This is a genomic window from Streptomyces sp. NPDC060205 (assembly GCF_042728395.1).
In the GTDB taxonomy this organism is placed as follows: domain Bacteria; phylum Actinomycetota; class Actinomycetes; order Streptomycetales; family Streptomycetaceae; genus Streptomyces.
In genome coordinates this window covers 1-18,918 of record NZ_JBHWZP010000066.1, presented here as the reverse complement: position 1 = coordinate 18,918, position 18,918 = coordinate 1, and the positions used below count along the sequence as shown (strand labels likewise).

At 69.8% G+C, this 18,918-nt stretch carries 18 protein-coding genes and 1 riboswitch; of the genes, 11 read left to right on the top strand and 7 right to left on the bottom strand.

Annotated features, from left to right (window positions below):
- The first annotated feature begins 154 nt into the window (after nucleotides 1–154).
- From ACFWGJ_RS14575 to ACFWGJ_RS14550, 6 genes are all read left to right on the top strand, one after another.
- Nucleotides 155–1,387, top strand: coding sequence for an Ig-like domain-containing protein (locus ACFWGJ_RS14575; RefSeq protein ID WP_387323760.1), 1,233 nt, complete (start codon nucleotides 155–157; stop codon nucleotides 1,385–1,387).
- Between the two features lie 180 nt (nucleotides 1,388–1,567).
- Nucleotides 1,568–2,815 carry an Ig-like domain-containing protein gene (locus ACFWGJ_RS14570; protein WP_387323758.1) on the top strand — a complete coding sequence of 416 codons (1,248 nt, stop codon included), beginning with the start codon at nucleotides 1,568–1,570 and terminating at the stop codon, nucleotides 2,813–2,815.
- 130 nt (nucleotides 2,816–2,945) lie between these two features.
- Nucleotides 2,946–3,713 carry an enoyl-CoA hydratase/isomerase family protein gene (locus tag ACFWGJ_RS14565; RefSeq protein ID WP_387323756.1) on the top strand — a complete coding sequence of 256 codons (768 nt, stop codon included), beginning with the start codon at nucleotides 2,946–2,948 and terminating at the stop codon, nucleotides 3,711–3,713.
- A 304-nt stretch (nucleotides 3,714–4,017) separates the two neighbouring features.
- A complete protein-coding gene (locus tag ACFWGJ_RS14560) occupies nucleotides 4,018–4,521 on the top strand; it encodes an ATP-binding protein (RefSeq protein WP_107021845.1) in 504 nt (167 codons plus the stop codon).
- 137 nt (nucleotides 4,522–4,658) lie between these two features.
- On the top strand, nucleotides 4,659–4,871 hold the full coding sequence (locus ACFWGJ_RS14555; protein ID WP_387323782.1) for an EF-hand domain-containing protein: 213 nt from the start codon (nucleotides 4,659–4,661) through the stop codon (nucleotides 4,869–4,871).
- A 164-nt stretch (nucleotides 4,872–5,035) separates the two neighbouring features.
- Entirely contained in the window at nucleotides 5,036–5,755 is a 720-nt protein-coding gene (locus ACFWGJ_RS14550; protein ID WP_387323780.1) for an NADPH-dependent F420 reductase, read from the top strand.
- A 15-nt stretch (nucleotides 5,756–5,770) separates the two neighbouring features.
- On the opposite strand, the gene ACFWGJ_RS14545 is transcribed toward ACFWGJ_RS14550, so the two are convergent.
- From ACFWGJ_RS14545 to gcvT, 7 genes are all read right to left on the bottom strand, one after another.
- Nucleotides 5,771–6,313, bottom strand: a complete 543-nt coding sequence (locus tag ACFWGJ_RS14545; RefSeq protein WP_387323752.1) for an MOSC domain-containing protein — start codon at nucleotides 6,311–6,313, stop codon at nucleotides 5,771–5,773.
- Between the two features lie 78 nt (nucleotides 6,314–6,391).
- Nucleotides 6,392–7,255, bottom strand: a complete 864-nt coding sequence (locus ACFWGJ_RS14540) for a hypothetical protein (protein ID WP_387323749.1) — start codon at nucleotides 7,253–7,255, stop codon at nucleotides 6,392–6,394.
- Nucleotides 7,256–7,332: 77 nt separating this feature from the next.
- A complete protein-coding gene (locus ACFWGJ_RS14535) occupies nucleotides 7,333–7,890 on the bottom strand; it encodes a glycoside hydrolase family 25 protein (protein WP_366787046.1) in 558 nt (185 codons plus the stop codon).
- A gap of 172 nt (nucleotides 7,891–8,062) precedes the next feature.
- A complete protein-coding gene (locus ACFWGJ_RS14530; RefSeq protein WP_387323747.1) occupies nucleotides 8,063–9,448 on the bottom strand; it encodes an L-serine ammonia-lyase in 1,386 nt (461 codons plus the stop codon).
- Between the two features lie 110 nt (nucleotides 9,449–9,558).
- The gene (gene glyA / locus ACFWGJ_RS14525) at nucleotides 9,559–10,821 is read right to left on the bottom strand and encodes a serine hydroxymethyltransferase (protein WP_387323745.1); all 1,263 of its coding nucleotides are present in this window, start codon (nucleotides 10,819–10,821) and stop codon (nucleotides 9,559–9,561) included.
- A 30-nt stretch (nucleotides 10,822–10,851) separates the two neighbouring features.
- Nucleotides 10,852–11,229: a glycine cleavage system protein GcvH gene (gene gcvH / locus ACFWGJ_RS14520; RefSeq protein WP_387323742.1), complete on the bottom strand. Its 378-nt coding sequence runs from the start codon at nucleotides 11,227–11,229 to the stop codon at nucleotides 10,852–10,854.
- A gap of 153 nt (nucleotides 11,230–11,382) precedes the next feature.
- Entirely contained in the window at nucleotides 11,383–12,510 is a 1,128-nt protein-coding gene (gcvT, locus tag ACFWGJ_RS14515; protein ID WP_387323740.1) for a glycine cleavage system aminomethyltransferase GcvT, read from the bottom strand.
- 163 nt (nucleotides 12,511–12,673) lie between these two features.
- A riboswitch (glycine riboswitch) is annotated at nucleotides 12,674–12,790 on the bottom strand.
- Between the two features lie 193 nt (nucleotides 12,791–12,983).
- Here gcvT and ACFWGJ_RS14510 point away from each other — a divergent pair.
- The 5 genes from ACFWGJ_RS14510 to ACFWGJ_RS14490 all read left to right on the top strand — a co-directional run bounded on the left by ACFWGJ_RS14510 (nucleotide 12,984) and on the right by ACFWGJ_RS14490 (nucleotide 18,808).
- On the top strand, nucleotides 12,984–13,670 hold the full coding sequence (locus ACFWGJ_RS14510) for an AAA family ATPase (protein WP_387323737.1): 687 nt from the start codon (nucleotides 12,984–12,986) through the stop codon (nucleotides 13,668–13,670).
- A 50-nt stretch (nucleotides 13,671–13,720) separates the two neighbouring features.
- Entirely contained in the window at nucleotides 13,721–14,506 is a 786-nt protein-coding gene (locus ACFWGJ_RS14505; protein WP_387323778.1) for an enhanced serine sensitivity protein SseB, read from the top strand.
- 261 nt (nucleotides 14,507–14,767) lie between these two features.
- Nucleotides 14,768–15,559 carry an enhanced serine sensitivity protein SseB C-terminal domain-containing protein gene (locus ACFWGJ_RS14500; protein ID WP_210889652.1) on the top strand — a complete coding sequence of 264 codons (792 nt, stop codon included), beginning with the start codon at nucleotides 14,768–14,770 and terminating at the stop codon, nucleotides 15,557–15,559.
- A 383-nt stretch (nucleotides 15,560–15,942) separates the two neighbouring features.
- Nucleotides 15,943–16,956 carry an ABC transporter permease gene (locus tag ACFWGJ_RS14495; protein WP_384807649.1) on the top strand — a complete coding sequence of 338 codons (1,014 nt, stop codon included), beginning with the start codon at nucleotides 15,943–15,945 and terminating at the stop codon, nucleotides 16,954–16,956.
- A 61-nt stretch (nucleotides 16,957–17,017) separates the two neighbouring features.
- Entirely contained in the window at nucleotides 17,018–18,808 is a 1,791-nt protein-coding gene (locus ACFWGJ_RS14490; RefSeq protein WP_387323734.1) for an ABC transporter substrate-binding protein, read from the top strand.
- Nucleotides 18,809–18,918 lie beyond the last annotated feature (110 nt).

The window sequence follows — 18,918 nt, the reverse complement described above, 5'->3', positions numbered from 1 at the left end:
GTTTCCTGAGGCGGAGGCCGAACAGAAGCACGGAATGCGAGGCGCCGAACGGGCGGCACGGAGTGCGGGGCGCGGACTGTGAGGCGCCCGGCGCCGCCCGGCACCCGCCGAACGGACCCACTTCCCCGGGGCACGCTCCGTCGTTGGGTCCCACGTGATGCACGCACAGAGGCGCGCGGGACGCGCAGGGGCCGCGCTGGCCGCCGTACTGACATGGGCGGGCCTGCTGGCCGCGGCCACCGGATGCACCTCGCACGGGGTGGACGAGATGCTGGGCAAGCCCCGCTCGCCCGAGGAGGCGATCCGGGTCTCGCCCGACGACGGCAGCAAGGCCGTACGGCCCGAGGAGGGCCTGAAGGTACGGGTGCCGGCCGGGCGCCTGGAGTCGGTGAAGGTCGTCAAGTCCCAGGACGCGCAGGAGTTCCCGGTGCACGGCTCGATCGGCCCGGACGGCGCGACCTGGCGGCCCGACGACCCGAAGCTCGCGCTCGCCGCCAAGTACACGGTGGACGCGGTCGCGCTCGACGCCCACGGCCGGCGGGTGGCCCGGCACGTCACGTTCACGACGTACGTCCCCGACGAGCGGTTCATCGGCTACGTCACGCCGGAGAACCGCTCGACGGTCGGCACCGGCATGATCGTGTCCCTGGAGTTCAACCGCGAGATCGGCAACCGGGCCGCCGTCGAGCGCGCGATCCGCGTGACCTCCGTACCGAGGACGGAGATCGCCCCGCACTGGTTCGGTGAGGACCGCCTCGACTTCCGGCCCGAGACCTACTGGAAGCCCGGCACCAAGGTCACCGTCGACCTGCGGCTGCGGGACGTCGAGGCGGCCCCCGGCGTGTACGGGCTGCAGTACAAGACCTTCTCCTTCACGGTCGGCCGCAGCCAGACCAGCGTCGTCGACGCCGCCGCCCACACCATGCGGGTGACCCGCGACGGCGAACTCCTGTCCACGGTGCCGATCACCGCGGGAGCGCCCGGCAACACCACGTACAACGGCAAGATGGTGATCACCGAGATGCTGGAGGTGACCCGGATGAACGGGGCCACCGTCGGCTTCAAACGGGCCGACGGCAAGGGCGAGTACGACATCCCGGACGTCCCGCACGCCGTGCGCCTCACCTCCTCCGGCACCTTCCTGCACGGCAACTACTGGGCCAAGGGCGTCTTCGGCACCGCCAATGTCAGCCACGGCTGCGTGGGACTGCGCGATGTGAAGGGCGGCAGCTCCGCGACCCCGGCGGGCTGGTTCTTCGACCGCAGCCTCGTCGGTGACGTCGTCGAGGTCGTCCGCAGCAATGACAAGAAGGTCGCTCCCGACAACGGCCTCGGTGGGTGGAACATGGGCTGGAAAGCCTGGAAAGCGGGCTCCGCGGTGAAGTAGCCCGACATAGGGGTACGCACAGACAAGGCCCCCATCGCGCTCCCGGCTCCAGCAGTTGGGACTGAACGGTGACATTCCCGGGAGGTCATCTCTCCTGGCAGTGTGATTAATTAGCGCGATGCGTGCGCGTGAACGCGCCGTAGTACGGGCCTGAACAGGCCGTGCGAGGGGAGAACGAACTTGAACGGGCGACCGATATCGGGGGCGTCGGTTGGCGCGCGGACACGAAGCGGCAAGGGGGTCCTGGCACTTGTGCTGGGGGTGCTGCTGCTTCTGGTGACCGCGTGCGGCGGAGGAGGGGACTCGGGCTCCGGGTCCGGCGGGGACAAGGGCAAGGACAAGGATTCCAGCCAGGCCGACACCAAGGTCTCGCAGGCGGTCGTGACCATCGCGCCGAAGGACGGCGCCGACGCCGTCAAGACCAGCGGCGCGCTGAAGGTGACGGCCGCCAAGGGCAAACTGACCGAGGTGAAGGTCGAGGACACCAAGGGCAACCCGGTCGAGGGGAAGATCACCGGCGGGGGCGCCACCTGGACGCCCGCCGCCCACCTCGCGGCCTCGACGAAGTACAAGGTCCACGCGGTGGCGAAGGACTCCGAGGGCCGTGAGGCCGCCGAGGAGTCCGCGTTCACCACGCTGACCCCGAAGAACACGTTCGTCGGCATCTTCACGCCGGAGGACGGTTCCAAGGTCGGCGTCGGGATGCCCTTCTCGGTGCGCTTCACCCGGGGCATCACGCACCCGGAGGACATCGAGAAGGCCATCAAGATCAAGACCGAGCCGGCGGTCGACGTCCAGGGCCACTGGTTCGGCAACGACCGCCTCGACTTCCGCCCCGAGGAGTACTGGAAGTCCGGCACGAAGGTCACCGTCACCCTGAACCTGGACGGCGTCGAGGGCCGGCCCGGTGTCTACGGCGAGCAGGCCAAGACCGTGAAGTTCACGATCGGCCGCAGCCAGGTCTCCACCGTCGACGTCAAGACCAAGAAGATGACCGTCAGGCGCGACGGCAAGGTCATCAAGACCCTCCCGGTCACGACCGGCAAGGCGGGTTACGAGACCTGGAACGGCCAGATGGTCATCAGTGAGCGCCTTCGGGTGACCCGGATGAACGGCGAGACGGTCGGCTACGGCGGCGAGTACGACATCAAGGACGTGCCCGACGCGATGCGCCTGTCCAACTCGGGCACGTTCATCCACGGCAACTACTGGGGCGGCGACGCCTTCGGCAACTACAACGCCAGCCACGGCTGCATCGGCCTGCGCGACCAGCGCGGCGGCGGTGACCGGGGAGCCCCGGCCGCGTGGTTCTTCGACCGCTCGATCGTCGGCGACGTCGTGATCGTGAAGAACTCCAACGACCGGATCATCGACCCGGACAACGGCCTCAACGGCTGGAACATGTCATGGGAGAAGTGGACGGCGTGACCTCGCGCTGAGGGGGGCGCCGTCGACCGCGGCACCCTCTCTCCCGAGACCGTACGGCCCCGGTGTGCCCGTCCGTAATGTGACGAGGCACACCGGGGCCGTTCCCGTTAGCCTTCGTTAACCTCCTCCCATGACCGTCACTCTCGAAGTCGCCGAAGGCGTCGGCACGATCCGCCTCGACCGTCCGCCCATGAACGCGCTGGACGTCGCCACCCAGGACCGGCTCAGGGAACTCGCCGAGGAGGCCACCCGCCGCGACGACGTGCGCGCGGTGATCCTCTACGGCGGCGAGAAGGTGTTCGCAGCGGGCGCGGACATCAAGGAGATGCAGGCCATGGACCACGCGGCCATGGTCGTACGCTCCCGGGCCCTCCAGGACTCCTTCACCGCCGTGACCCGCATCCCCAAGCCGGTCGTCGCCGCGGTCACCGGCTACGCGCTCGGCGGCGGCTGCGAACTGGCGCTGTGCGCCGACTACAGGATCGCCGCGGACAACGCCAAGCTGGGCCAGCCCGAGATCCTCCTCGGGCTGATCCCGGGCGCCGGCGGCACCCAGCGCCTGTCCCGGCTCATCGGCCCCTCCCGCGCGAAGGACCTCATCTTCACCGGCCGCATGGTCAAGGCCGACGAGGCCCTGTCGCTCGGCCTGGTGGACCGGGTGGTGCCGGCCGCCGACGTGTACACCGAGGCGCACGCCTGGGCCGCGAAACTCGCCCAGGGACCGGCGCTCGCGCTGCGCGCCGCCAAGGAGTCCGTCGACGTCGGCCTGGAGACGGACATCGAGACCGGGCTCGCGGTCGAACGCACCTGGTTCGCGGGCCTGTTCGCGACGGAGGACCGGGAGACGGGGATGCGCAGCTTCGTCGAGGAGGGACCGGGCAAGGCGAAGTTCCGCTGAGGCGGAAGCCGTTGAAAAACTGCCGCCGGTCCACTTGCTGTTGACGCGATGTATCACCCGTGCGCGTGGAGATTCGGCTCGGCGGGTGGGCTTGTCCGACCGCTGGGGCAGGCTTGATGCTCCCCTGCGGTCAAGCGCGGGCGATTGCCCCGAACACCCCTGTTCGCGCAGGCCAGATGGGGTGCATGGGGCACCGCGATGCCGACGGCATATGTCAATCGGATGATGCGGAACAACAGGTTCCGGGGGGCGTATTCCTCCGGAACACCCCCGCAGAAGGCCCTTCGGGGGTCATGATGGGGGCATGGCGGGGCTGGAGGGTATCGAACAGCCGCGGCGGCACGGGAGTGCGACCGCGGCGCGCTGGTCGCCTGCTGTCGAGGACGAACACGCGCTGAAGGCGCTGGAACTGTTCGGCAACCCCACCGAGGCGGAGGTGCCGCTGCCGTCCCGGCCGGAGTCCGCCGCCACGGCGCGCCGGCTCACCCAGGTCGTGGTGCTCCGCCAGTGGGGGCTCTCGCCGAAGATGACCGAGGACGCCGTGTTACTGGTGTCGGAACTCGTGGGCAATGCCGTGCGGCACACGGGGGCGCGGGTCTTCGGGCTCCGGATGCGGCGCCGGCGCGGATGGATCCGGGTCGAGGTCCGCGACCCCTCGCGGGGGCTGCCCTGTCTGATGCCGGTCCAGGACATGGACGTCAGCGGCCGAGGCCTGTTCCTCGTGGACAAACTGTCCGACCGCTGGGGGGTCGACCTCCTCCCACGCGGCAAGACGACATGGTTCGAAATGCGGGTGGCCGACCGCTAGGGCTTGAGCGACTGCGAGAGCAGCCCGCACCACGAACCCTGGCACCGACCCCGGCACCTGGGTGGTCGCCGCGCTGCCGGCCGGAGCGGAACGTTAATCTGACCTCGTCAGTGAAGCACCACGAAGGGGCGGGTCCGGTGGCGGACATCGAGGAAGCACGCAAGGCGTTCGAGCGCATCGACGTGGACGGGGACGGCTACATCACCGCCGCCGAGTTCAAGAAGGCCCTGGCCCAGGGCGGGGACTGGAACGTCACGGAGTCGGTGGCCGAGGCCGTCATCGCCGCCCAGGACCTCAACGGCGACAAGCTGCTCTCGTTCGACGAGTTCTGGGCCCACGTCAACAGGTGACCCGAGCGGAAGGGGCGCCCACCGGTTCACGGCGGGCGCCCCTTCGTCATGTCCGGCCTTCGTCGCGTCAGGCCTTCGTCATGTCCGGCTTTCGTCATGCCAGGCCCTAGCCGGGTCCGGTCCTCGTCGTGTTCGGCCGTCAGGGTGGTGCCCGGAATAACCCGATCCGACCCCGGGTTGGTACACCCCGGCAGGAGTCACCCACCCCTCGAAGGGCGAGTTCCATGAAGATCGGCATCATCGGAGCAGGGAACATCGGCGGCAACCTCACCCGCCGCCTCACCGCACTCGGCCACGACGTGTACGTCGCCAACTCCCGCGGCCCGCAGACGCTCACCGCGCTGGCGGAGGAGACCGGAGCCACCCCCGTCACCGTCGAGGAGGCACCCCGGGGCGCCGAGATCGTCGTCGTCACCATCCCCCTGAAGGCGATCCCCGACCTGCCGTCCGGACTGCTGGACCAGGCGGCCGACGGGGTGGCCGTCATCGACACCGGCAACTACTACCCGCAGCGGGACGGCAGGATCGCCGCCATCCTGGACGAGGGTCTGACGGAGTCCCGCTGGACCGCCCAGCACCTCGGCCACACGGTCGTCAAGGCCTTCAACGGCACGTACGCGCAGGACATCCTGGACCGCCCCCGCCCGGCCGGCGCCCCCGACCGCATCGCCCTCCCGGTGGCGGCCGACGACGCGCGTGCGAAGCAGGTCGTACGCGCACTCATCGACGAACTCGGCTTCGACACCGTGGACGCGGGCGGCCTCGACGACTCCTGGCGCCAGCAGCCCGGCACCCCCGTCTACGGCGGCCGGATGGACGTGGACGGGGTGACGAAGGCCCTGGCCGAGGCGTCCAGGGAACGCACCCCGGACTTCACCGCGTAACCCCTCCGCCCCCGCTCAGACGATCTCCAGCGGCAGGTGCGGTCCGGCCGGCAGTTCGACCTTGACGGGGTCGCCGGGCCGCACCACGCCACCCGCGACGACCACACTCATGATCCCGGACCGGAACCGGGCCTTGCCGTCCTCGCCCCGGCCCACGACCTGCTTCATGAGCCCCTTCTGGAAGGCGTCGATCTGCGCGCACGGGTTGCGCAGCCCGGTGACCTCCACCACGGCCTCGTCCCCGAGCCGCAGCAGGGTCCCGGCGGGCAGCCCCAGCAGATCGATGCCCCGGGTGGTGACGTTCTCCCCGAGCTCCCCGGCCGCGACCTCGAACCCGGCGCCCCGGACCTCGTCGAACAGCTCCTCGTGGATGAGGTGCACCTGCCGCAGATTCGGCTGCGTGGGATCCTTCCGCATCCGGAACCGGTGCTTGACGGTCACCCCCGCATGCACATCACCCTCGACCCCGAGCCCCGCGAGCAGCGTGATGCTCTCCCGGTTCGGCTTGGTGAACGAGTACACGCCGTTGCTGCTCACCGCAGCGACACTCCCACCCATGCTGTGCAGCTCCCCTCGTCCTCACGGTTGCCGTCGAACCGCAGGACAGAGCCTACGGGCGGGCCCGCACCCTCTCTCTCAGCCGGCGCAGATCGCCTGGGACACCATTCCCCCGTTGGGCGCCGCGGTCATGGAGGTGCTCGCCCGGTCGAGCTGGGCGGGCGGATAGACCTCCTGGAGGAAGGATTTCCCGGAGTCGGCGGGACCGCCCCCGCCGCCGACGCCGTGCACCCGCGTTCCGGACGGACACGCGGCGGCGGCGTTGTCCAGGTTCCGCACCGTGGCCGCGACGACGGCGGGATTCGTGGTGCAGATGCCGAGAACGCGCACCCGGATCATCCCGGGATGGTCCCCCCGGGCATGGACCGTGGCCATCGCGGCATCGCGCGCTCCGGTCGACCGGAACAGCTGCAGACCCGCGTGGAGCTCGGGGAACGCGGCGGCCCCGGTGCCGATCACGCGCCTGCCCGCCGGGCACCTGACCCGCGCGGTCGCGAAACCGATGGCCGAGGAGAACGCGGAGACCTGCTGGTAGCCGGGCAGGGAGGCGGCGGGCGCACAGAGCGCGTACGCCTCCAGCCACCACCCCGCGGTGAACCCGGTGCTCGGCTCACTGGCCGTGGCCCGGAAGTAGTCACGCTGCAGCAGGAGGTCGCGCCCGGGTTCCGCCCCGGTCAGGGCCACGACGCCGTGACCGTGGTCGAAGGCCCATCCGCCGCCGCCGACCACCCGGTGGCCCGCGGGGCACTGTGCCCGCCTGCTCTTGCGCGGCTCGGAGTTGTCGGGAGTCGGCCCGGAAGGCACCCTGACCAGTTCCGGCACGGCCGCCACGGGTGCCGCTCGCGGCGCCCGGTCCACCGGTGGCCCGGACGGCATCACCAGTACAGTGACCGCCGCGGCGGCAGCGGCGACGGTCCGCCACCGTCCTTTCGCCTTGCGCATCTCGGGCGCCCCCCATGTCCGGCGTTCGGCATCCGGCTCCGTCGAGCGTCTCGCCGTTCACGAGGGCAGTCCACCTGTCAGGCGTCCTCGGCCCATTCGCGCAGGGCGGCCTTGCTGGAGAAATCGGCGACGTTCTTGTCCAGCGGGTCGTCCGTGTACTGGTGGAAGCGCCACTTGGCCTGGATACGGGGCTTGCCCGCCGTCACGTAGTCCGCGATCCAGAGGCCGTCACCGGCATAGGATGTCGTGTCCACGTTCAACCAAAAATTCCGGTTGCAATAGAGGACGACCCTGTTGTTCGGTCGCAGTTCCCTCACCTTGCGGATGAAGCGGTCCTTCTCGGCGTTGCTGGCGTGGGTGCCCTCGCCCGTCGTCTCCCAGTCGACGGCGAGGATGTCGCCGGCCTTCTCCGGGGCCTTGCTGACGAAGTACTCGGCCTGGGCCGTGAGGTTGCCGGGCCACAGGAAGTGGTAGAAACCCACCACGCAGCCGGCGTCCCTGGCCCGCTTCGTCTGCGCGCTCAGCTTCGGGTTGACGTACGTCCGGCCTTCCGTGGCCTTGACGAAGACGAAGGACAGGCCCTCGGTGCTGTACGAGGACGACTGGTAGGCACTTACGTCGATGCCGCGCAGCATGCGTGACTCCTTGGTGCTGGGGTGGCCGGAAACACGGATCGTGCTTCCCGGGGCCTGTGGGGGGCAATCTCCTTTGTGGTGCCCGCACTTGGCCCGCACTACCCTCACGCACGTCAGCGCCCCGAAGGCCGCGCCGGAGCACGCGCCCCTCGGGACGGGCCCCCCGGAGGGCTCAGCACTCGATGATGTTCACCGCGAGGCCGCCCCGCGCCGTCTCCTTGTACTTGACGGACATGTCCGCGCCCGTCTCCTTCATCGTCTTGATGACCTTGTCGAGGGACACCTTGTGGGAGCCGTCGCCGCGCATGGCCATCTTCGCCGCCGTGACGGCCTTGACCGCGGCCATGCCGTTGCGCTCGATGCAGGGGATCTGGACGAGGCCGCCGACCGGGTCGCAGGTGAGGCCGAGATTGTGCTCCATGCCGATCTCGGCGGCGTTCTCGACCTGTTCGGGAGATCCGCCGAGCACCTCCGCCAGCGCGCCCGCCGCCATCGAGCAGGCCGAGCCGACCTCGCCCTGGCAGCCGACCTCGGCGCCGGAGATGGAGGCGTTCTCCTTGAAGAGCATGCCGATGGCGCCCGCGGCGAGCAGGAAGCGTACGACGCCGTCCTCCTTCTCGGCCTCGGAGGAGGAGGCGCCCGCGACGAAGTTCACGTAGTAGTGCAGGACCGACGGGATGATGCCCGCGGCGCCGTTGGTGGGGGCGGTCACGACCCGGCCGCCCGCCGCGTTCTCCTCGTTCACCGCCATCGCGTACAGGGTGATCCACTCCATGGCGTGGGCCAGCGGGTCGCCCTCGGCGCGCAGTTGGCGGGCCGACATGGCCGCGCGGCGGCGCACGCGCAGGCCGCCGGGCAGGATGCCCTCGCGGGACATGCCGCGCGAGACGCACGCCTGCATCACGCGCCAGATGGCGAGGAGCCCTTCGCGGATCTCCTCCTCGGTGCGCCAGGCCCGCTCGTTCTCCAGCATCAGCGCGGAGATGGACAGGCCGGTCTCGCGGGTGAGCCGCAGCAGCTCGTCGCCCGTGCGGAAGGGGTACTTCAGGACCGTGTCGTCGAGCTTGATGCGGTCCGCGCCGACCGCGTCCTCGTCGACGACGAACCCGCCGCCCACCGAGTAGTACGTCTTCGACAGGACCTCGGCGCCCGTCGCGTCGTACGCCCACAGGGTCATGCCGTTCGCGTGGTACGGCAGTGTCTTGCGGCGGTGCAGCACCAGGTCGTCGTCGAAGGAGAAGCCGATCTCGTGCTCGCCGAGCAGGTCGAGGCGGCCCGACGACTTGATCTTCTCCACGCGGTCGTCGGCGCCCTCGACGTCCACCGTGCGGGGCGAGGCGCCCTCCAGGCCGAGCAGCACCGCCTTGGGGGTGCCGTGGCCGTGCCCGGTCGCGCCCAGTGAGCCGTACAGCTCGGCGCGGACCGCGGTGACGGGGGTCAGCAGGTCCTCGTTGCGCAGGCGGTGCGCGAACATGCGGGCCGCACGCATCGGGCCGACCGTGTGGGAGCTGGACGGGCCGATGCCGATCGAGAACAGGTCGAAGACCGAGATGGCCACGGGAGCTCCTCAAAACGGGGTGAAGCGGGGTGGAACAGGGCGGAACGGGGTGGAACGGAACGGGGTACCGCGCGCACCTTCCAGTGTGCGCGGTACCCCGCGAAACGGAACTACTTGCCCAGACCGGGGTACAGCGGGTGCTTCTCGGCCAGGGCGGTCACGCGGGCCTTGAGCGCCGCCGCGTCGAAGACCGGCTTCAGGGTCTCGGCGATGACGTCCGCGACCTCGGTGAAGTCCTCGGCCGTGAAGCCGCGGGTGGCGAGCGCGGGCGTACCGATCCGCAGGCCCGAGGTGACCATCGGCGGCCGGGGGTCGTTCGGGACGGCGTTGCGGTTGACCGTGATGCCGACCTCGTGGAGGCGGTCCTCGGCCTGCTGGCCGTCCAGCTCGGACTCGCGCAGGTCGACGAGGATCAGGTGGACGTCCGTGCCGCCGGAGAGGACGTTCACCCCGGCCTCGCGGGCGTCGGCCGCCGTCAGCCGCTCGGCGAGGATCCGCGCGCCGTCGACGGTGCGCTGCTGGCGCTCCTTGAACTCCTCGGTGGCGGCGACCTTGAAGGAGACCGCCTTGGCCGCGATCACGTGCTCCAGGGGGCCGCCCTGGAAGCCCGGGAAGACGGACGAGTTGAGCTTCTTCGCGAAGGCCTTCCTGGCAAGGATGATCCCGCCGCGGGGCCCGCCGAGCGTCTTGTGCGTGGTGGAGGTGACCACGTCCGCGTACTCCACCGGGTTCGGGTGGAGGCCGGCCGCGACGAGGCCCGCGAAGTGCGCCATGTCGACCCACAGGTGGGCCTCGACCTCGTCCGCGATGCGGCGGAACTCGGCGAAGTCCAGCTGCCGGGGGTACGCCGACCAGCCCGCGATGATCACCTTGGGGCGGTGCTCCTTGGCGAGCCGCTCGACCTCGGCCATGTCGACCAGGCCGGCGTCGTCCACGTGGTACGCGACCACGTTGAACTGCTTGCCGGAGAAGTTCAGCCGCATCCCGTGGGTCAGGTGACCGCCGTGGGCGAGGTCCAGGCCGAGGATGGTGTCGCCGGGCTGGGCCAGCGCGAAGAGCGCGGCCTGGTTGGCGGAGGCGCCCGAGTGCGGCTGCACGTTGGCGTACTCGGCGCCGAACAGCTCCTTGACCCGGTCGATCGCGATCTGCTCGGCGACGTCGACGTGCTCGCAGCCGCCGTAGTAGCGGCGGCCGGGGTAGCCCTCGGCGTACTTGTTGGTGAGGACCGAGCCCTGGGCCTCCATGACCGCGACCGGGGCGAAGTTCTCCGAGGCGATCATCTCAAGGGTGGACTGCTGACGGTTCAGCTCGGCGTCGAGGGCGGCGGCGACGTCCGGGTCGAGTTCGTGCAGGGGCGTGTTCAGAAGCGACATCGGTCTGGGGTCCTTAGCGAGGAGCCGGAATCAGGAGCCGGAGTATTCGGTGTACTCGGCGGCGGAGAGCAGGTCCTTCGGCTCGTCCGTCACCCGTACCTTGAAGAGCCAGCCACCCTCGAAGGGAGCGGTGTTCACCAGCGCGGGATCGTCCACGACATCCTGGTTGATCTCGGTGATCTCACCGGTGACGGGCGAGTACAGGTCGCTCACCGACTTCGTCGACTCCAGCTCGCCGCAGGTCTCGCCCGCGGTCACCGCGGCACCGACCTCGGGGAGCTGGACGTACACCACGTCGCCGAGCGCGTTGGCCGCGTGCTCCGTGATGCCGACCGTCGAGACGCCGTCCTCGGCGCCCGACAGCCACTCGTGCTCCTTGCTGTAGCGCAGCTCTTGGGGGTTGCTCATGGCCTGAATTCTCCTGTACGCGGGTGAGTGCTGATGCAGGGGGAGTACGGGTGAGCTGGGCGGATGTGCCCAGGATCACGTGTGGCGCCTGTGGACCGGCGTCACGTGTGGCGCCTGCTGAGGGGCGTCACGTGCGGTGCTTGCGGACCAGTGTCACTTCTGGCGCTTGTAGAACGGCAGTGCCACGACCTCGTACGGCTCGTGACTGCCCCGGATGTCGACGCCGACACCGGCGGTGCCGGGCGCGGAGTGCTCCGCGTCGACGTAGGCCATCGCGATCGGCCTGCCGAGCGTCGGCGAGGGCGCGCCGGAGGTGACCTCGCCGATCACCGCGCCGCCGGCGACGACGGGGTAGCCGGCGCGCGGGACGCGGCGGCCCTCGGCGATCAGGCCGACCAGGACGCGCGGAGGCGTCGACTCGGCACGCGCGGCGGCCTCGGAGAGCGCCTCGCGGCCCACGAAGTCGCCCTCCTTCTCGAACTTCACGACCCGGCCGAGCCCCGCGTCGAACGGCGTGAGCGAGGTGCTCAGCTCGTGCCCGTACAGCGGCATGCCCGCCTCCAGGCGCAGGGTGTCGCGGCAGGAGAGCCCGCAGGGGGTGAGTCCGGCAGCGGTCCCCGCCTCGGTCAGCGCCTGCCACAGCTTCTCGGCGTCGGCCGGGGCGACGAACAGCTCGAAGCCGTCCTCGCCGGTGTAGCCGGTGCGCGCGATCAGCGCCGGGACGCCCGCGACCGTGCCGGGCAGGCCCGCGTAGTACTTCAGGCCGTCCAGGTCGGCGTCGGTGAGGGACTTCAGGATGCCGGGGGACTCGGGGCCCTGGATCGCGAGCAGCGCGTAGGCGTCCCGGTCGTCGCGGACCTCGGCGTCGAAGCCGGCGGCGCGCTCCGTGAGGGCGTCCAGGACCACCTGGGCGTTGGAGGCGTTGGCCACGACCATGTACTCGGTGTCGGCGAGGCGGTAGACGATCAGGTCGTCGAGGATGCCGCCGTCGGCCCGGCAGATCATGGTGTAGCGGGCGCGGCCGGTCTTCACGCCGCCGATGTTGCCGACCAGCGCGTGGTCGAGGAGCGCGGCGGCCTGCGGCCCGCTCACGGTGATCTCGCCCATGTGCGAGAGGTCGAAGAGCCCGGCCCGGGTCCTTACGGCGACGTGCTCGTCGCGCTCGGAGCCGTACCGCAGGGGCATGTCCCAGCCCGCGAAGTCGGTCATCGTCGCGCCCAGCGAGCGATGCAGGGCATCGAGCGCGGTGCGGCGCGGTTCAACAGAGGCGTTGCTGCTCATCGGCGGGGCTCCCAAGGCATGACGGCGAGGTCGTTCCTCCCCATCTGTCATCGGAACCTGAGAGGTTCGCCGTGACCCGCCGCAGGACACGGGGATCACTGACTTGCACCTTGGGTGGGGCCTACGCCCTGACGGTCAGGGGCGGCCCGCTTTTCAGATGTGCCTCGTCCGTGCGGTATCGGGGGCCTGAGAGATTCAAGGGAGGGACTTGCTCCTTCGGCGCCCGGGCACTCGTACACCTGCGTGTACGTGTTTCCCGGAACTCTCCCGCGCGGATTCAAGCGGCCGGTATGCAGTTGGCGGGCACATCATTGCACGCCCCCGGCTCCGGCAGGGGGCCGCGCGGTGTCCGGACGCATGGCCAGGGTGTCCACAGTGATCTGTGACGGGGCTGTGGCAGGACAAGAACAGAAACAGGGGGACCAGCGCATTACCTTCTCTTTACACTCGATGGAGATGGGTCTGCCGACCCCATGGGGAGGACGATCAGGGTGAACAGGACCACGGCGTACGCGACCGGTTCGGGCATCGCGCTGCCCAAGCAGCCATCCGCTCCGGCCAGGGAGGCGTGCGACCCGCTGGTGACCCCCGTCGTCCGCGATCTGCGGGCGCGCTCGGGCCACAGTCCGCACGGTCTGCGCTTCGGCGCGGCCGATCTGGTGGTGGTCACGGGGCTGCCGGGCAGCGGCAAATCCACGCTGATGCGCCGGGCGGTGACCGGCCGCCGCATCGACTCCCAGGACACCCGCGACCGGTGGGACGAGCGCCTGGCCCGTTTCCTGCCGTACGCGGTCTACCGGCCCCTCGTCCGCGCCGCGCACTACGCGGGCCTGCGCCGGGCCCTGCGCTCCGGGGAGGGCGTCGTCGTGCACGACTGCGGTACGCAGGCCTGGGTGCGCGACTGGCTCGCCCGGGACGCCCGCCGCCGCGGCGGCACCCTGCACCTGCTGCTCCTCGACGTCGACCCGGGCACGGCCCTCGACGGCCAGCGCGAGCGCGGCCGGGGCGTCTCGCGGTACGCGTTCGCGCGCCACCGCGGCGCGGTCGCCCGGCTGCTGCGCGCGGTGGAGAAGGGCGACCTCCCCGAGGGCTGCGGTTCCGCGGTGCTCGTCGACCGTGCCGCCGCGGACGTACTGCGCCGCATCGATTTCGGCGACTGAGGGCGACTAACCTCGTCAACCGCACACGGCGGTTGGAGCAGGCGGTGGAGATGGACTTCCAGGCACAGGACATTCCGGCACACGCACACCCCCACATGGGCTGGCCGGGAAACGAGTTGGAGGAGGTGCTCGCCGCCTCCCTGGGGCTGCCTCCGTCGCCCTCGACGGGGGCCCGGATCGTGGAGACCCTCGGGCGCAGCTTCATCTGGGTGCCGCTGCCGGAGGGGGGCGGCCCGCACAGCGGCCCGCTCGACCTGCCCACGATGGAGCTCGCCGGGCAGGCCTACGTGCCGGTCTTCACCTCGGAGCAGCAGTTCCGCCAGGTCGTCGGCGACCACATGGCGTACACGGTGGCGCCCGCGGTGGAGTTCGCGCGCGGCCTGCCGCCCCAGGCCGGCATCGTCCTGAACCCGGACGGCACGGTCGGGATACCGCTGCCCCCGGCCGCCGTCGCCGAACTGTGCCGGGCCGGCCGGACCGAACTCGACGGGCCCGCGAGCGGCGGCCGGGTCCGGCTCTTCCAGCCCGACTGGCAGGACGACCCGGTGGACTTCCTGGCCGCGGCGTCCGCCGAGTTCGACGCGACCGGCCTGGTGGCGAGCGCCCGGCGCTGTCTCGCGAGCATCGAGGGCGGGGACACGGTGATGTTCGTCGGGGTGGAGGTGATCCACTGGGACGAGAACGCCCGCACCCTCCCGCTGGACGCCCTCGGCCGCGCCCTCGGCCGGGTCCCCCTGCCCCACCCGGTGAGCCTGGTCTTCCTGGACGTGGCCCAGGACCCGGTGGGCGACTGGCTGAGGGAAAAGGTCCGCCCGTTCTACACCCGAGCGTTCTGACCCGATTCGAGGCGCGCCCGTCAGGGCGCGCCTCGAAGGGGCGCGGGGAACTGCGCGCCCAGCTACGCACGGCCCGCACCCGACAGCGCACAGAGAGTCCCGAGCTCAAAACACCAAACCCAGCGGAGCGCAACGGTGCTGTCGGGATCGCCACTTAAGCTGGTTTCATGGCTCGGTCGGAGTGGTGCGATGTTCAAGTGAACGGGACACCTCATCGAACGGGACCGGTATGTCAGTGATGTCGCGAAGGGGCGGTAGAAGGTGAGCGCGTCGGGCACGGCCGCGGCCGGGCAGGTCGAGCACATGCTGCGCCAAGTGACGCCCGGGCGTTACGACGCCTACGAGGCGCTCCTGCGCGCGCTGGCGACCCCGCCGTCCGGCCAGGTGTGGATGCTGCTCTGGCACGGCCAGGCGGGCTCGCCCGACGCCCAGTACGGGAACATGGAGGTCGACGGCTTCGGCTACGCACCCTGTGTGACCTCGGCCCAGGAGCTCTCGGCCAGCGGCTGGAACCGTTCGTACGAGGTGGTCGACGGGCTCGACGTGGCCCGCACCCTCTACCCCGACCACTACGGGCTCTGGCTGAACCCGCACGCGCCGGGCGGCGGCGTCGGCATCCCCTGGCTCGATCTGCGGCGCATCGCCACCGGCCTGGAGCGGCAGCCCGCGGGCCCGCTGCGGCTGTCCGAACCGGCCATCGAGATCCCGCAGTTCTACGCCCTGCTGACCCAGAACGCGCACCGGACGGCCGCCGTCCGCTCGCTGCGCCGCGCCTGGGTGCAGCCCGCGCTGGGCGCCCCGTACCTGGCCATCGGGCTCGACGTGTACGACACCAGCCCGCCGGCCGTGGACTCGGTGCGGGCGATGATGCAGCAGTCGATCGGCGCGGTGCCGGACGGGCTGCCGGTGTCGACCGTCGCGATGTCGGACGAGTACGACCCGGTGGCCCTGTGGCTGCGCGCCAACGCGCGGCCGTTCTACGACCGGGAGGCGCACGCGGCTCCCGTCCAGGCGCCGGCGGCAGGCGGTTACGGGTTCCCCGGCACGTACTGAGATGATCTGGAGGGACACGGTCCATCCAGCCGGATGGTCGTGATCCGTCAGGCGGGGTCCACCCAGTGGAGCATCTGCTCCCCCACCCGTACCGCGACTGGGTGGAATGTCCCGATCTACGCGGGTAAATGGGTTGCGAGGCCCGTTTCGCCCCAAGTGTCATGTGTCCGACCCCCGTTACCCGGCGTTCGGATAACGGAACCCTCCTGACGGCATCACGGTTGCGCATCCATTCGCCTTCAGGTCTGGCTTCAGATCACCGAGGCGTTGAAGACTCCCGGTCCAGGAGGTTTAAACCTCCTGATGTGTACGACGGACTGATCACGCCGCTACAGCGGCAAGCGTGGGCCGGCTACCGCCGGTTGAGAGGGGTCCCTGCCACGATGACGGCACCATTGCACGAGCCGACGGCCGAAGCCGCGCCGAGCGCGGCCGAAGAGGCGGCGCTCGTTGCCGGCTCCGCCGAGGCGAAGGCGGTACAAGGACGTTCCCTCGGCCGCATCGCCTGGGAGCGCCTGAAGCGCGACAAGCTGGCCCTGGCGGGCGGCATGGTCGTGCTTCTGCTGATCCTGATCGCCCTGCTCGCGCCCGTGATCGCGAACCTGGTCGGACAGGACCCCGAAACGCACCACGAGGACCTGATCGACCCGCTCTTCTCGACCCCCAAGGGGGCCTACGGCGGCATCAGCGGGGACCACCTCTTCGGTGTCGAACCCGTCAGCGGCCGCGACATCTTCGCCCGCATCGTCTACGGAGCCCGGATCTCCCTGCTGGTCGGCTTCCTGTCGGCCCTGGTGGCCGTGGTGCTCGGCACGATCCTCGGCGTACTCGCCGGCTACTTCGGCGGCTGGGTCGACGCGGCCGTCAGCCGGGTCATGGACGGCCTGCTGGCCTTCCCGCAGCTGCTCTTCATCATCGCGCTGGTGTCGGTCATGCCGAACCAGATGCTGGGCCTGACCGGCACGGGCGTGCGCCTGTTCGTGATGATCCTGGTCATCGGCTTCTTCGGCTGGCCCTACGTCGGCCGCGTGGTCCGCGGCCAGACGCTCTCCCTGCGCGAACGCGAGTACGTCGAAGCCGCGCGCAGCCTCGGAGCCGGACGGTTCTACATCCTGTTCAAGGAGCTGCTGCCCAACCTGGTCGCGCCGATCATCGTCTACACGACGATGATGATCCCGACCAACATCCTCACCGAGGCGGCGCTCAGCTTCCTGGGCGTCGGCGTCAAGCCGCCGACCGCCTCATGGGGGCAGATGCTCTCCGCCGCGATCGACTACTACGAGTCGGATCCCATGTACATGGTGATCCCGGGTGTGGCGATCTTCATCACGGTGCTCTCCTTCAACCTCTTCGGTGACGGCGTGCGTGACGCGCTCGACCCGAAGGGCTCCCGCTGAACTGCCGTACCCCCAAGGGCCCGTCATCTGTCGACGGGCCGCTACATATCGGAGGATCCGAGTGAGTACCCAACGCACCACAGGGCGGCGCAAGCAGGCCGTGGCCGCCGCAGCCGTGGTCGCTGCACTGCTGTCCACGGCGGCGTGCGGCGGCGGCAACGACGACGACGGGGGCGGTTCGAAGACCGGCGCGGCCGGCTTCGACGCCGCGAACAACAAGGTCGCCCAGGCCTCCCTCGCCAAGAAGGGCGGCACGCTCAAGTTCGCGGGCGCCCAGGATGCCGACTCGTGGGACACCACCCGCGGTTACTACGGCTTCATGTGGAACTTCTCCCGGTACTACAGCCGTCAGCTGGTCACCAACGCGACCGCGCCGGGCGCCGACGGTGCCAAGGTCACGCCGGACCTCGCCACCGCGGCCGCGAAGGTCTCGGACGACGGCAAGACCTACACGTACACGCTGCGTGACGGGTCGACCTGGGAGGATGGCAAGCCCATCACCTCCAAGGACGTCAAGTACGGCATCGAGCGCGCGTGGGCGCAGGACGTGCTCTCCGGCGGTCCCATCTACCTTCAGCAGGTCCTCGACCCGAAGAAGGAGTACAAGGGCCCGTACAAGGACAAGTCCGCGGACAAGCTCGGTCTGAAGGCCATCGAGACGCCCGACGACAAGACGATCATCTTCAAGCTGCCCGAGGCGAACTCGGACTTCGAGGAGATGCTCGCGCTGACCTCGGCCTCCCCGGTCCGCCAGGACAAGGACACCAAGTCCAAGTACGGCCTGAAGCCGTTCTCGTCCGGCCCGTACAAGTTCCAGTCGTACACGCCGAGCAAGGGCATCGTGCTCGTCCGCAACACCGAGTGGAAGCAGTCCTCGGACCCGATCCGCAAGGCGTACCCGGACAAGATCACGGTCGACTTCTTCACCAACGCCAATGACATGGACCAGCGCCTGATCAAGGGCGACTACGACCTGGACATCGGCCAGACCGGTCTCTCCCCGCAGGGCCGCACCACCGCCCTGAAGGAGCACAAGGACAACCTGGACAACCCGGTCTCCGGCTACATCCGCTACGCGGTCTTCCCGCAGAGCGTCAAGCCGTTCGACAACGAGCACTGCCGCAAGGCCGTGATCTACGGTGCCGACCACGAGTCGCTCCAGACCGCTCGTGGCGGCCCGGTCGCCGGTGGAGACATCGGTACCAACATGCTGCCGCCGTCGGTCCCGGGCTCCGAGGGCCAGAAGTACGACCCGTACGAGTCGGCGACCGCGAACAAGAAGGGCAACGTCGCCAAGGCCAAGGAAGAGCTCAAGGCCTGCGGCAAGCCGAACGGCTTCAAGACCACCATCGCGGTCCGCAACAACAAGCCCGTCGAGGTCGCGACCGCCGAGTCCCTCCAGGCGTCGCTGAAGAAGGTCGGCATCACCGTCGACATCGAGCAGTTCGACGGTGCCCAGACCACCGGCATCATCGGTAGCCCCTCGAACGTCAAGAAGAAGGGCTACGGCATCATCATCATGGGCTGGGGCCCGGACTTCCCCAGCGTCCAGGGTTACGGCCTGCCCCTGTGGAGCGGCGACTACATCCTTGAGAGCGGCAACAACAACTTCGCCCTGATCAAGGACAAGACGATCGACGGTCTCTTCGACAGCTACACCAAGGAGCTCGACTCCACGAAGAAGGCCGCGATCTCCACGGAGATCAACCACAAGGTCATGGAGGGCGGTTACTACCTGCCCTTCGTCTTCGAGAAGTTCATCAACTGGCGTTCGAGCCGTCTGGCGAACGTCTACACCACCGACGGTTACAGCGGTCAGTACGACTTCGTCAACCTCGGCCTGAAGAAGTAACACCGACCGGCGCACCCGCCATACCTCGCCGAGGTCTCCGCGCTGCCGCTGACCGCGCACGGCAAGGTGTCAGGCGTCACGGCTGCGGCACGCGCAGTCTGTCCCAGCTC